We start from the raw sequence: 13907 nt of genomic DNA, 5'->3' as shown, positions 1-13907 counted from the left end.
TAACTTTGGTGCTTATAAGCGATTTCTTAAACACTGAACCGCCAATGCCCGCATATATTATATCCTTCCCGGCAACTACACTTACTGACTTGGGAGTTGCAAATGACAAACAAGGGACTGTTCTTCAGGTGAATTTATCGCAGGAAGCGATTGATAGTGTGAACAATCAATTGCAATTGCTCACACTTTTTCCCGTTTCTGCAACACCTCATAGCGAGAAATTGTCGGCGCATAATTTATCGTCACTTCTAATAGAAGGATTTGTTGTGGTGGGAGAAAACATTAAATCTCGACTTGTTTTAATAGTCTCTTTTTTTATCGCATACTTGGAAATGGCTTCTTCTTTAAACTTTTCCCACTGAAGAACAAATGATTGAATGTTTTCATCAGATTGCTTCGAATAATACTCTATACGCGTCGATAAAATATCAAGAGCAGTGCTTGTTTGCGTTGAGTTTTTTAGAGTTGGATCACCGCCTGTTTTTAATAATTTTTTTGCATATTTCAGAGTGAATTCTTCTTTAGTACTTGTATTGGGAGTTAACTTAATTTGCTTAAATAAAAGATGAAATGGCGTTTCCTGATTTTGATTAAACGCATTCGCGGCCTTTCGATTTTGTTCTTTTTCATTTAACAAAAGAGGTAGAAAATATTCTCCACCAGTCTCTCCTGCATGAAGATTAGTATTATGAGGACGATGATAATATTTTATGCCAAGATGCAAAATGTTATCACCCTTTTTATTTTGTATACTAAAATCTACTTTAGGAGCATAAGTAAGTATAAGTTCACAATCGGATGTCCCATTGGTTTCATAAAAAACATGCAACAAAGTATTATCGTTCTCGTCTTGCTCCCTGATAAGATCTGGATACTTGGCTAACGTTAAAAATAATTCATAAGGATTTGTAGTAATTAATTTTTTAAAATATTCACCTGTGGTTTTAAATGAAGAACGATCTGTTTTTGGGGATGGAAGGGTTAACATATTTAACTTGAACAGCTCCCATAATGTTTTACTATAAACAGGCTGCTCACAAAATAATTCGGCTAAATTGTACTGCCGATGACAATAAGTTGTTTCGTTTGTAGGGCTTAATAAACCAGTCTTTTTGTTTTCTACTAGCAGCTTAAAATAGGCTATAATTGAATCCGCATCATTTATTTCCGACACTTTATCGAGTGTGGATTTCAGCAATTCTTTATTGCCTGTTGCTATTATTTGTTTTAATGCGAAATATTCAATAGAGAAGGCTGCACCACGGGGTGGAAGGCGCCTCAAAAAAAATAGTGAATAAACGTCCATAATTTGTTGCGGGGTGCCTTTCTTTATAAGGAGCAAAAAACTATCTTTTTTATCTTCAAATTTACCTGCTTTTTTAATTTCTGCAAACACAGACTTAATTTGTTCGCTGTCCTTACTTAAAATTACATTTTCAGTTTTTTTCCTAAACTCTTCTGTAAGAGGCATTCTATTCTCCATGAGTCATTGAGTGTCACAGGTAAATTATCTGTTTTCGAATGAAAGCATCATTGCAAACTTGCAAGCGCTATTGCGCCAAAGGTTTAAGATCTTCATCAAACTGTAAAGCACGCTTCACTACCTTGCGTCCGTAGAAAAAACGTCCAAGAACCTGTGTGACAAATTGATTAATCAGGTGAGGAAACATTGGCATGGGACGTAATACATCAATGATCAATACGGCGCGAAAATCATCACTTTCATTTCTTACTTCGTGCGGCCAGGAATCATCAAATAATACGGCCTCTCCTTCTTTCCACGTATACGGTTGATTATTAATAATGATTTGTGGTGGATTATTTTTTGGAATATGAATACCCAGGTGATATCGTAAATAACCAATATATGGGCCTTTGTGCAGAGGAATAGACTTCCCTGGTTCCAGGATGGAGAAAAAAGCCTGAATTAAATGGGGTATGCCTTTGACCAGATTACAAAGAACAGGACATAAAGCTTGCGCTTTTTCTAACTGATAACCGAGAAGATATAATACAAAAACATTCCAGTTTTTTTGTGTTGTATCCGAGATCTCTGCTTCACCCGGATCAATATCATGATAACGCGGTAATTTGCTGGTATTCGCTAATACATTTTCAAACTCTTGTTTTATAGAAGGAAAATTTAAGGTGATCTGGTTTAAAGAAGGAAACGTTTTTTCAATGTCAAAAAAAGTAGGCCGTTTATCATAGCCTGCATAATAAGCATATAGATTATTGATGATGTCCTTAAAAGTGTGATAATCCATTATTTTTTTCATGAAGAGAACTCTTATTTTAATTTGCGGCTATCATAGTAAAAGGCTTCATTACCTGTCAATTAACTTATCGATCCCCGCGATGCGATTTTAAGTGCAGTTAAATCGGTTTTACCTCGCAATTAACCTTAAGTTTTCCTTGACACCCGCAAAGCCTGCGTGCTGTGGCTTGCCCACAGCATCCCGTAAGAAGCTGGCTAAGTGAGAGACTTTTTAACCGACGTCATCAATCAACTGATTAAAATATATCCCAAAATATATTCCATTATTTCACCATCGCAATCAGAGTGAGTAGAAACAAAATGGGATTTATACCTGGCCGGACTCCAGCATCGATAAAGCGCCGTAGTATTGGCCTGCCTGGTCTTGTATAACCAGCCTAATGTACGCAAACGCTTATAACCCGCCGCCGCACACGTTCCGTTGGGGGTAATAATATAATCGCTGGCCCCAGCCCCTTGCCAGTCACTCACACACTCTTCAATTCCTATAGTAGCCGGTGAATTTTTTCCGGATAATTGACGTGTCATCAAATAACCCAGCTTGCCTTGATAGGTCAGACCATTTAAAACAGGTGCATTAGTAGTCTGAATTTTTGCCGGAGTAGAACCTGAACCATTTTCCCACCGACTTAATTCGACTCCCACTTGAGGCAGATTTCCCTCGTTATCAGGCACAGCATCAAGAGAAAGACTAACGTCCCGACTGATCAGATAGCGTTGAGAAAACCCTGCCCCTGGTGCCAAATACATATAGGTGAGTTTAAAAAAACCATTATGCCATGTTCGATTACCTTCTGAACTAATTACAGAGGCGTAGGCTTCCAATTGACTGGAATCTGGTGTTCTAACCCAGCTTGCGTTATCACTAATAAGGAGAGGATCAGGAAGATTGAAAAAATTAACCCTATCGGAAGAAAAAGCAGCTTTCATACCGCTATTTCCTGAAGGAATACTTACCATCATAATATAGTCTTTTTCAGCCCATCTTGAAGGAGAACCATAAACATTCAGTGGCGTTGCCTCCCCTCCCAGACCGGGGGAATTCCACGTACCATTTAAATATTTAAACCACATACCGCTTATAGGAGGACAACCTTTGGAGGCACGTGCCACAATGGTTTTATAATCTGTATTTCTATAACAATAGGTATAGTAGTACTTATCATCAGCTATTGTAGTACAATCACCTTCCCCCGTGATTTTTCCTCCTGCCGGAGAATCCGTACCAGTAATGGTTTGTCCAAATAAAGACCAGCTTTTACCTCCGTCAAACGATTGGGCAACCCCCATGGATTTATGCGTTTGATCCACTTGATAATTACACCCGGTTTCTTCGTGGACAAAAGCATAAAAATGGTTGGAGTTGTGCACATCCTGAATAATATCGTTGATCCACAAACCACAATCGGCATATCCATTATTTACCGGTCCGAGTATGGGCGTTAAAGCACTATCGGTACAAAGAGAATCTTTTCCCTTCATCAGATAACTGGTAGCATTTGCCGTTGAACATAAGTAGGAGCCATCTTCCAATCGCATGGAGTTAAAGAAATTATCAACGATGTTGGGAGCCGGTCCTAAAATAACGGTGGGATGTCCTATACGAATTTGCATCTGTTGAACATCCGTCTGAACATTCGCTAAACTAATAGCAGGAATAAAAGTCCAAAATAATAATTGTAATTTTTTCATACCAATCCTTAGTTCCTGATAGCAGTTCCATTTCACGACTTAAGTGACAACCGCAATGAAGCACTGCTTTGTTGGCACTAACAAAAGAAACACGAACTATTTTGCATTCATCAACATTCTTGTGAATACTATTTTTTAACCGGTCTATCAAGATAAATGAATCTGATTTTAATTTCCAGTTCCCCAGCAAAAATTAACGGGTGATAATATTTATTTAGATCCTCAATCGGTTGGTTATTTGTTAGAATTGTTTGTTTAATTAAATGGTGAAACAATCGTGGATGAACGCCTATATACTCTGGATGTCAATAATTTAACTGTATTAACTAAAGAGGAGAAGCATCTGGCACTAAATGCTTTAGAATGTGGTCAGGTTGTTTATTTTCCTGGTTATTCTTTTAATTTACAGGTTAGCGAACAAAACACCTTGCTGACGGACAATATACTCGATGGCAAACATAAAAATGTCAGTTTTGACTACCAAAAGCAGCGCCTGGGAGGCTTTCATCAACAAAATAATGACTCTTTAACAGCTATCCTCCACTCTTTTATGCAACGTTATTCCACGTTTGCCAGAAATCTCATAGAGACTCTCTTTCCTCAGTATCAAGATGCTTTACAATGGGGAAGAACCAGTTACAGACCTGCTGAAGTCAAAGGACGAGTCAGTTCAAAACGTAAAGATGACACGCGTCTGCATGTAGATTCTTTTCCCGCCACGCCAGTCAACGGGCGACGAATTTTACGCGTTTTTACGAATATCAACCCTTATGGAAAACCCAGAATATGGCATTTAGGTGAACGGTTTGACCAGGTAATTGCTCGTTTTGCCGCATCCATTCCAGCTTATAATTTAAATCGCGCCAAAATATTGCATTGGTTTAAAGCAACAAAAACCTTGCGTTCTGCCTATGATCACTATCAACTGCACTTACATGACCAGATGAAACTCAATGATAATTATCAACACTCCGTGTCGAAACAGCGAGTTGACTTTCCGGCTCAAAGTACCTGGATTGTTTTTACTGATCAGGTTTCTCATGCCGCACTGGGAGGACAATATTTATTGGAACAAACTTTTTATTTGCCCGTCAGTGCGATGGATAATCCCCATCTGTCGCCTTTAAAACATTGGGAAAAAGAAAAGTCTATTGCCTAATCGTTAGTAATCTTTCACTCTCATGCCAGGATAAGTTTCTGTATTGGTTTGCCGAAGGGAAGGGGATTTAAAAAAATGACAAAAAGAATACGTTGCTGTAGCACAGGCTGCTATCGAACTTATAGCCAATCCTTCTTCCCTATAACTTTCCCCCGGATCATATTGTTCAGTCATTGTAGCAATACTAACCATTATAAGAGACGTGAAAGCCGTCCCAGCAAAAACCACTCCTGCTTTTAATAAAAAATTGAAATTAATTTTAGATCCAGACTTTGTTGTAGCCTGTATTTGTCTTATTTTTTCAATCATTGCATGAAAAGGATTGCGGCCAAGAACTTCCTGCGGGCAAATTGCCCCTATTAATAGTGAATTACCCACATAGTCAGGCTGTTCCAGAAAAACAATTCGATCCTTTTTATACTGCTGATAGGTCTTTTCATAGTCACTTAAAGTGGGCTGATTATTTTCTTGAGATAAATAATAATGTCCCTCTGCACTATTAAGTATTAAACCGAAGACTGGCGAGTCATTCTCATTCCTGCTTTTAGCTAACAGGCTGCCTTCATAATTATAAATGATAAAAGGTTGACCTAACCCCATTAAAATAGCTGATACCTCACCCGGCGTTAACTTGACAAATAACGTAGCAAAACGTCGGCAATATAATGCATAACCTTCCTCTAGCCAATAAGCTTCAAGCGCTTTTTCTTCTGATTCGTTCACATTAAAATAAGGGTTAAATTTACTGGTTTTCAAAGATAATCGGTTTCTGGAAGATAAACAAAAATATTCTAAAAAATCCTTGTTTGCTTCGTAGAGTAACCCTTGCTCACTTGCAAACAACTCATTTGCAGTCATTACAGACTTAAACTCCCTGTATTGCAAAAAAGCCTGACAAACACCTGATTCCCCTCCAAACATCCTTTTCTTAAGTTCTATATTATTTAATAATTGAGTGGCACACCATTCTCGTAATAAAACGCCCAAAATCAAGGTTTTTTCGAATACACTGCTGGAAGCTGGTACAGCGTTGCTTAAAAAGAGAGACAGTGATTCTTCACTGGTAAAAATAGTCTGTAATTGAGAGGCGGGACTATATCGACCTAAAAGAGACCTGAACGTGAATAAATCTTCAGGCAAGGGTAAATGACGGCTCAGGCAATAAAGTATATAACAATGAAAAAAACAATTATTAAATGTTGCTGAGACATCTAATAAATCACCAGACTTAAAAAATTCATTCGCATGCATAAGATAGTCCCTTAAAAACAGCTCCATTCCACAATATCAGCAATCAAAAATTACACTGGATCTTACTTATATACAAGTTTAAGATTTCTGTTCGTGTAGCATTTCATAACCTACTCATTTTCCTTCTTTAAAGTTTACAAATCCATCATTAATAAAAATTCGGGCTATAATTAATTTATTTAGAAAAATTACTAATCGCGTTCTTCAATTAGTACAACACTCATTTGAGGAACTAGTTAATGAAAAGGAAAAAACTTATCCAGGCTTTTGAAACCATACGACAACAAACCGAGAGACTTTGTCAGCCTTTGGTTATTGAAGATTATGTTATCCAAAGTATCGAAGAGGTAAGCCCTCCCAAATGGCATCTGGCGCATACCAGCTGGTTTTTTGAAACCTTTATTCTAACCAGGCAATTCCCAAAATATAACGTTTTTCATTCCTCTTTTCATCACTTGTTTAATTCTTATTATCAAAGTATTGGAACTCCTTATCCGCGCGCCCGGCGAGGATTATTGTCACGACCCACTGTAGAACTTGTCTATTCTTATCGTCAATATATCGATAATCATATCCTGGCTTTACTTGAACAGGTATCCGATACGGATTTTATAAAATTGAATCGACTTATAACGTTAGGATTGCATCACGAGCAGCAGCATCAAGAACTTTTATTAATGGATATTAAACATAATTTTTCTTTTAATCCCGATTTTCCAGCATACCATTCGCCCCCTAACCTCCCAGCTCATAGACAGTACAAATCCGATTTTAGCGAAATAAAAGGGGGGATAGTCACTATAGGTCATTCGGGAAAAACATTTTGTTTTGATAACGAATTACCTTGCCACAAAACGTTCCTCAGACCGTTTTCGCTTGCTAATCAACTCGTATCAAATGGTGATTATTTAGAGTTTATTGAGGCAGGAGGGTACCAACAACCTTGCTGGTGGCTTGCTGACGGTTGGGAGTGTGTTTTAAGAAATCAGTGGCGAGCGCCTTTATATTGGTACCACGTTGCTAATGAATGGCAAATCTTTACTCTCCATGGCCTTACTGCAATTAATCCATCAGAACCGGTATCTCATGTAAGTTATTACGAAGCCGATGCTTATGCACGATGGCGAAAAGCGCGATTACCTACGGAAGAGGAATGGGAACATTTCGTAATATCCAGGAATTTGTCGCCCGAAAAAGGCAATTTCATGGAAACCCGCTTGTATCATCCGCAATCTGCTGTTTCTGATGAAAACGATCCCCAACAATTTTTTGGTGATCTTTGGGAATGGACTGCCAGTGCGTATTCACCTTATCCAGGTTACCAACCGCTTAACGGTGCGTTAGGGGAATACAATAGCAAATTTATGGCAAATCAAATGGTCTTACGGGGTGGCTGTTGTGTGAGCGCCCAATCTCACCTTAGAGCCAGTTATCGTAATTTTTTTCAACCGGATAAACGCTGGCAATTTAGCGGCATTCGTTTAGCGAATTAAAGGAGAAAATATGACAGGCAAACTCCAGATTCTGACCAATGAAAAGACACACTCTACACATAATGAAAAACAGCAATTTAAAAATGATGTATTAACTGGTCTTTCTAAAGTCAATAAACAAATTCCTTCAAAATATTTTTATGATGAACGAGGTAGTGAGTTATTCAATCAAATTACTCGCCACCCTGATTATTATCTCACGAATTGTGAATTAAATATTATCAATTTCTATAAACAAGATTTATCAAATTTATTAAAAAATGAATCGTTTAATCTTATTGAATTAGGCCCTGGCGAAGGGGTAAAAACGCGTCTGCTCATTGATCAATTTTTACAGGACAATTTATCGTTTACTTATTATACCATCGATGTATCCCAAAAATTTTTAAATCACCTTATTGAAAATTTTGATAACGAACTACCTACACTTGAAACGGTTGCTTTAAATTCCGATTATTTAAATGGTATAAAATGGCTTGGTTTAAACTCTAAAAAACGTAATTTTCTTTTATTTTTGGGATCAAGTATAGGCAACTATCATCTCCATACTGCAAAAGAGTTTTTGCAAACCATTCGTTCTTTTCTTCATCCAGGTGATTATCTGTTTATTGGTTTTGATCTATTAAAAGATGTTCACGTCATGCTTAAAGCTTATAACGATCGAGATGGAATTACTCGGGAATTTAATTTAAATTTACTCAGACGCATAAATAATGAATTAGGTGCCAATTTTAATCTCGATGCTTTTTATCACTACGGCACTTATAATGTTTACACGCACGCGATGGAAAGTTATTTATTAAGTAATAAAGCACAAATTGTTTATATTGAAGCACTGAATAAATCCTTTGGGTTTAAAAAACTGGAACCCATCCACGTAGAAACTTCACAAAAATATTGTTTATCACAAATAGAAAAACTGGCTTATTTTTCGCAATGTAATCTTATTAAGAATTATAAAGATCCAAGACATTATTTTGTTAATTCATTATGGCAAGTCACTTAATCCTTTAATTTTTAGAAAGACCTCCAATAAAAGCCAGGCAAGCATTAATAAAACACCGCCAAAAGATGTATCATAATTAAAAACAGGCGCAGCAAAAAAATGTTTAACTCACTCGACTTTCAGCCAGGATATCCTGGATTTGAGTATTTTTGAAAATGACATGTTGATCTAACCCAATGGTTATAATAAAAGGCGCAAGTTCTTTTAGAGCAATTAACGCCTGTTTTCTGGTATCCAAACACGAATCCGGGTTTTCCAATAAATCGATGTTTGCAATAAAAGCCGCAACGGTACCTTTTCTTACCGATACACCATTAATTTGCGTATAGTCTGCGCCATCGGGAATAATATCTTCGGGACAAACTGTGTTATTACTCATTCAATACCCCTGATTCACAATAAGATGGATTAGTAATACAGCCTATAACATTAAATTTCAATACATTGCGTTAATTTAATCAGTGAACGCATCCAGGGCGGGGATTAAGAACACTCCCTAAACATAATAATTAGCATTCGCTTCTTCCCAATCCTTAACAAAATCCTTGGGAACAGAATCACCCAAGAGAGCACCCGGTTGCAAACCGGGGTATAATTGCGCATAGGTTTTCGCTTTGTGATTTTCCAATCGATACCAAATCATATCGGGAGAAAGTTTATCAGGATGATCAACCCCTAATGCTCCTACAAGATGCAAAAAACTTTGGATGGTTCCCTGATGATAATTTTTAACACGAATCGCTTTGCTATCAATATGAATAGCCTTCACTCGTCTGGGGTCTTGAGTAGTGACGCCCGTTGGACAGCTACCCGTGTCACAGCGTAAAGCCTGAATACATCCTACCGCAAACATCATCGGGCGAGCTACATTACACAAATCTGCACCCAGCGCTATTTTTTGCACCATATCAAAACCACCTACTATCTTTCCACTCGCAATAAGACGCAATTTATCTCTCAGATTACAACCTACCAAACTCGCATGAACAAAAGGTAATGCCTCATCAATTGGAAGCCCTACATAATCAGAAAATTCAGTGGGTGCTGCCCCTGTTCCTCCTTCTGCCCCATCAATAGTAATAAAATCAGGCAAAATTCCTGTTGCAAGCATGGCCTTACATATCCCTAGAAAATCACTGCGGCGGCCAATACATAACTTAAAGCCCACCGGCTTACCGCCACATAATTCCCGTAAACGATGAACAAATTCCAATAATCCGCGAGGTGTGTCAAATTCGGGATGAATAGCAGGCGATTTACAGTCAACCCCTACCGGAACTCCGCGGTACAAAGCAATTTCCGGGGTAACTTTTATACCCGGCAAAAGTCCACCATCGCCGGGTTTAGCGCCCTGCGATAATTTAATAGCAATCATTTTTACTGATTCCCGATTGGCTTTTTCCTGAAATTCTTCATCATTAAATCGTCCTTCCGGTGTACGACAACCGAAATAACCTGAAGCAATTTCCCAGACTATATCCGCGCCATATTGAAGATGATAAGGTGTTAATCCCCCTTCTCCTGTATCCTGAGAAAATCCTCCCAATTTGGCTCCTTTATTCATGGCAAGAATTGCATGAGAGCTTAATGAACCAAAACTCATTGCTGAAATATTCAGTCGGGAACTATTATACGGCTTTTTACAGAAAGGCCCTCCTATTGTTAGGCGGGCAGCATCTTCCGGCACTGACTTGACAGCCATCGAATGCAAAACAAAATTATAACCGGCGTTATCGATATCCTGCTCTGTACCAAAAGGATGGATACCTCGTTCACCACGCGCTCTGCTTTTTACTAAATCACGCTGTTCACGGTTATAAGGACGGCCATTTTTGTCATCTTCAAGAAAATATTGTCGTATTTCGGGACTAATAAATTCCATTAAATAACGAAAATGACCAATAACCGGATAATTATACAGTACGTTATTTTTTGACTGTGTATCCAGAATACCGAGAAAAATAAGAGGAATAATTACTATAAATAAATAGACCCCACTGCTCCAGATAAAAGAAATAGTAACAATAAACAAGCAAACAAGTAATGAAATGATATAAAAGTGTCTTTGCCACATGAATGGATTTCCCTTCCAAATAAGCAATTGATTCAATATAACTTATATTAGCCAGGATAGCATTTTAATACTGAGTTAATTTTGTGCCAGATAAAAGAAAGCAAGGTTGGACCAAGGCCCAACCCAGGTCATAAAAGCTTAATAGCGATTCGATAACAAGATGTTCTCCTTTGTTATATCTTCATAACACTGTTGCTACATTGCTGGGAAAACTCATCGAGTGAGTCTAATAAGTTAGAACGTTGTTGTAATGACGGTAAGCGAAAGAGACTGATACCTGCTACTGAAGCACCAGCCACAACGCCTCCCGCAAGAAGGGTAGAAGATAATGATAAAACCGTTACCCCTATTGCAGCAGCGACTGGTGGGAAAGAAAGAACAGCGATAGCAGTTACAATGGCAGCCAAAGCGAGTATCGCAAAATTCAACCGACGCAATGCTTTTACCCCTATTATAGAATTGGAATTAATTAGTTTATTGGTTTCCGTCCTATAATTCTCTACCCTTTCTTCTGTATAGGGTTCTTCTAACAAGTCTTGGGTCTTAACCAATATTTTGGTTAAGGCAGGATCAAAAGGAGAATAGGCGGCTGTACAGTTTTCTACTTCTTCCATGACGGATTGAGCGGCTTTTCTTAGCTTGTTATGGTTAGTTTTAGCCAGAGTAGCCTGTAATGATAAGCACGCAATGATATAATCATAGCGGTTGTATTCTTTGATGTCACAAATTTCAACAAGCTTCGAATCAGACGAAGTGGATTTGAAAAATCGATTTTCAGGCGTTTTCTGGGGATCTTTCCATAGAAAGAATTCTTCATCTCCCAGTTTATAGAGTTCTAACTCAATCTCAACCAAGAGGTTGGGTAAAAAGACTTCCTCCGTTTTTCCCAATGGTAAACCTTTTTGATCTGTTAATGGATGAGCTACAAAAATATTGTCTCTTTTTCTTTTTGCGAGCTGTAATGTGGTCATTTTATATTGTTCTCTTGTTAAATAAACCATTATATATTGATTATTTTTTAATCTCAATAGTTAAATTATGATCTAATATAGATTTTTTTATGATCTATTTAGAGCGAAGAGTGTTAATTTATAGACAGGCGTCAGTGAAAGAGGCGAAGGAATGTACAAACGAGTCCACGATTGAGCCAAGAGCTGACGACGCAGTATAAAATTTAGTGGGCAGTGCTATAGAGGTTTTTGCTGACATACATCTGAGTTTCATACCTGATTCTCAATTCCAAAAGACAATAAAAAACCCGCCTTTTGGCGGGTTTTTTAGAAGGGGTTGAGGCTTACATCATGCCCATACCACCCATTCCGCCCATGCCGCCCATATCACCAGCACCGGCCATACCGCCTTCTTCTTTCTTAGGCAGATCAGCAACCATGCACTCAGTGGTTAACATCAGGCTGGCAACAGATGCTGCATTTTGTAAAGCAGTACGAGTTACTTTAGTTGGATCAATGATACCCATCTCAACCATATTACCGTATTCACCGCTCGCTGCGTTAAAACCAAAGTTGTCTTTGTTTTCAGCTACTTTGTTAACGATAACAGATGATTCGTAACCTGCATTGGCAACGATTTGACGGAGTGGAGACTCAATCGCACGACGCAGAATGTTGATACCCATATCTTGATCAGCATTCTCACCTTTTAAACCATCCAATACTTTTTGTGCACGAATCAGAGCAACGCCACCGCCAGCAACAATGCCTTCTTCTACAGCAGCACGGGTTGCATGCAATGCATCTTCAACGCGAGCTTTTTTCTCTTTCATTTCAATTTCAGTCGCAGCGCCAACTTTGATAACGGCAACACCGCCTGCTAACTTGGCAACACGCTCCTGTAATTTCTCACGATCATAGTCAGAAGAAGTTTCTTCCATTTGAGCGCGAATTTGAGTAATGCGTGCATTGATTTCACTTTCTTTACCTTCGCCATCAATGATGGTGGTATTTTCCTTGGTGACAACAACACGTTTTGCAGTACCCAAATGATCTAAGGAAGCTGATTCGAGAGTCATACCTACTTCTTCAGAAATAACCTGACCATTCGTCAAAATAGCAATATCTTGTAACATCGCTTTACGGCGATCACCGAAACCAGGCGCTTTAACAGCACATACTTTCACGATACCACGCATGTTATTAACAACCAGAGTAGCCAGCGCCTCACCTTCAACATCTTCAGCGATGATCAATAAAGGACGACCTGCTTTGGCAACACCTTCCAATACGGATAACATTTCACGAATGTTAGTGATTTTCTTATCAACCAGAAGAATGTAAGGATGTTCAAGCTCAGCACTCATGTTTTGCTGATTGTTGATAAAATAAGGTGATATGTAACCACGATCAAACTGCATACCCTCAACAACTGATAATTCGTTTTCAAGGCCATTACCATCTTCAACAGTAATCACACCTTCTTTACCTACTTTCTCCATTGCTTCAGCAATGATAGAACCGATTGATTGATCAGAGTTAGCAGAAATAGTACCCACTTGAGCAATCGCTTTGCTATCTTTGCAAGGTTTAGACATTGCTTGCAATTCTTTAGTCACAGCAATCACTGCTTTATCAATACCGCGCTTCAGATCCATAGGATTCATGCCGGCAGTTACTGCTTTATGACCTTCAACCAGAATAGAACGAGCTAATACGGTAGCGGTAGTGGTACCGTCACCAGCAGCATCAGAAGTTTTGGAAGCAACTTCTTTAACCATTTGCGCACCCATGTTTTCAAAACGATCTTCCAGTTCAATTTCTTTCGCAACAGACACACCGTCTTTCGTGACAGTAGGAGCACCAAACGATTTTTCCAATACCACATTGCGACCACGTGGACCCATTGTTACACGTACCGCATTTGCCAGAATGTTCACACCGGCAATCATTTTTTGACGTGCATCGTCACCAGAACGTAATTCTTTAGCCATTGTAATGATC

The 13907-nt window shown here is 38.5% G+C and carries 11 protein-coding genes; 3 read left to right on the top strand and 8 right to left on the bottom strand.

Annotated features, from left to right (window positions below):
- Positions 1–208 precede the first annotated feature (208 nt).
- From T345_RS0101500 to T345_RS0101490, 3 genes are all read right to left on the bottom strand, one after another.
- Positions 209–1471 carry an ankyrin repeat domain-containing protein gene (locus T345_RS0101500; RefSeq protein WP_028387781.1) on the bottom strand — a complete coding sequence of 421 codons (1263 nt, stop codon included), beginning with the start codon at positions 1469–1471 and terminating at the stop codon, positions 209–211.
- 79 nt (positions 1472–1550) lie between these two features.
- Complete coding sequence (locus T345_RS0101495; protein WP_242604532.1) at positions 1551–2279, bottom strand: aspartyl/asparaginyl beta-hydroxylase domain-containing protein; 729 nt, start codon at positions 2277–2279, stop codon at positions 1551–1553.
- A gap of 227 nt (positions 2280–2506) precedes the next feature.
- Positions 2507–3970 carry a hypothetical protein gene (locus T345_RS0101490; protein WP_028387779.1) on the bottom strand — a complete coding sequence of 488 codons (1464 nt, stop codon included), beginning with the start codon at positions 3968–3970 and terminating at the stop codon, positions 2507–2509.
- A gap of 277 nt (positions 3971–4247) precedes the next feature.
- On the opposite strand from T345_RS0101490, the gene kdoO reads away from it, so the two are divergent.
- Positions 4248–5129 carry a Kdo hydroxylase KdoO gene (kdoO, locus tag T345_RS0101485; protein ID WP_028387778.1) on the top strand — a complete coding sequence of 294 codons (882 nt, stop codon included), beginning with the start codon at positions 4248–4250 and terminating at the stop codon, positions 5127–5129.
- Positions 5130–5132: 3 nt separating this feature from the next.
- Here kdoO and ceg23 read toward each other — a convergent pair whose 3' ends face one another.
- Complete coding sequence (gene ceg23 / locus T345_RS13250) at positions 5133–6380, bottom strand: Dot/Icm T4SS effector Ceg23 (RefSeq protein WP_051555079.1); 1248 nt, start codon at positions 6378–6380, stop codon at positions 5133–5135.
- 239 nt (positions 6381–6619) lie between these two features.
- On the opposite strand from ceg23, the gene egtB reads away from it, so the two are divergent.
- Together egtB and T345_RS0101470 are read left to right on the top strand one after the other, a co-directional pair.
- A complete protein-coding gene (egtB, locus tag T345_RS0101475) occupies positions 6620–7873 on the top strand; it encodes an ergothioneine biosynthesis protein EgtB (RefSeq protein WP_028387777.1) in 1254 nt (417 codons plus the stop codon).
- A 10-nt stretch (positions 7874–7883) separates the two neighbouring features.
- Positions 7884–8879: an L-histidine N(alpha)-methyltransferase gene (locus T345_RS0101470; protein WP_051555078.1), complete on the top strand. Its 996-nt coding sequence runs from the start codon at positions 7884–7886 to the stop codon at positions 8877–8879.
- A gap of 103 nt (positions 8880–8982) precedes the next feature.
- On the opposite strand, the gene T345_RS0101465 is transcribed toward T345_RS0101470, so the two are convergent.
- The 4 genes from T345_RS0101465 to groL all read right to left on the bottom strand — a co-directional run bounded on the left by T345_RS0101465 (position 8983) and on the right by groL (position 13897).
- On the bottom strand, positions 8983–9258 hold the full coding sequence (locus tag T345_RS0101465) for a hypothetical protein (protein WP_028387775.1): 276 nt from the start codon (positions 9256–9258) through the stop codon (positions 8983–8985).
- 117 nt (positions 9259–9375) lie between these two features.
- Entirely contained in the window at positions 9376–10953 is a 1578-nt protein-coding gene (locus T345_RS0101460; RefSeq protein ID WP_028387774.1) for an FMN-binding glutamate synthase family protein, read from the bottom strand.
- Positions 10954–11126: 173 nt separating this feature from the next.
- The gene (locus T345_RS0101455) at positions 11127–11924 is read right to left on the bottom strand and encodes a hypothetical protein (RefSeq protein WP_131777664.1); all 798 of its coding nucleotides are present in this window, start codon (positions 11922–11924) and stop codon (positions 11127–11129) included.
- 323 nt (positions 11925–12247) lie between these two features.
- Complete coding sequence (groL, locus tag T345_RS0101450) at positions 12248–13897, bottom strand: chaperonin GroEL (protein WP_028387772.1); 1650 nt, start codon at positions 13895–13897, stop codon at positions 12248–12250.
- Positions 13898–13907: the final 10 nt, after the last annotated feature.

This window comes from Legionella fairfieldensis ATCC 49588, from assembly GCF_000621525.1.
Taxonomy (GTDB): Bacteria; Pseudomonadota; Gammaproteobacteria; order Legionellales; family Legionellaceae; genus Tatlockia; species Tatlockia fairfieldensis.
Note: the sequence above shows the minus strand (reverse complement) of the source record. Positions and strands in the feature narration are given on the sequence as shown.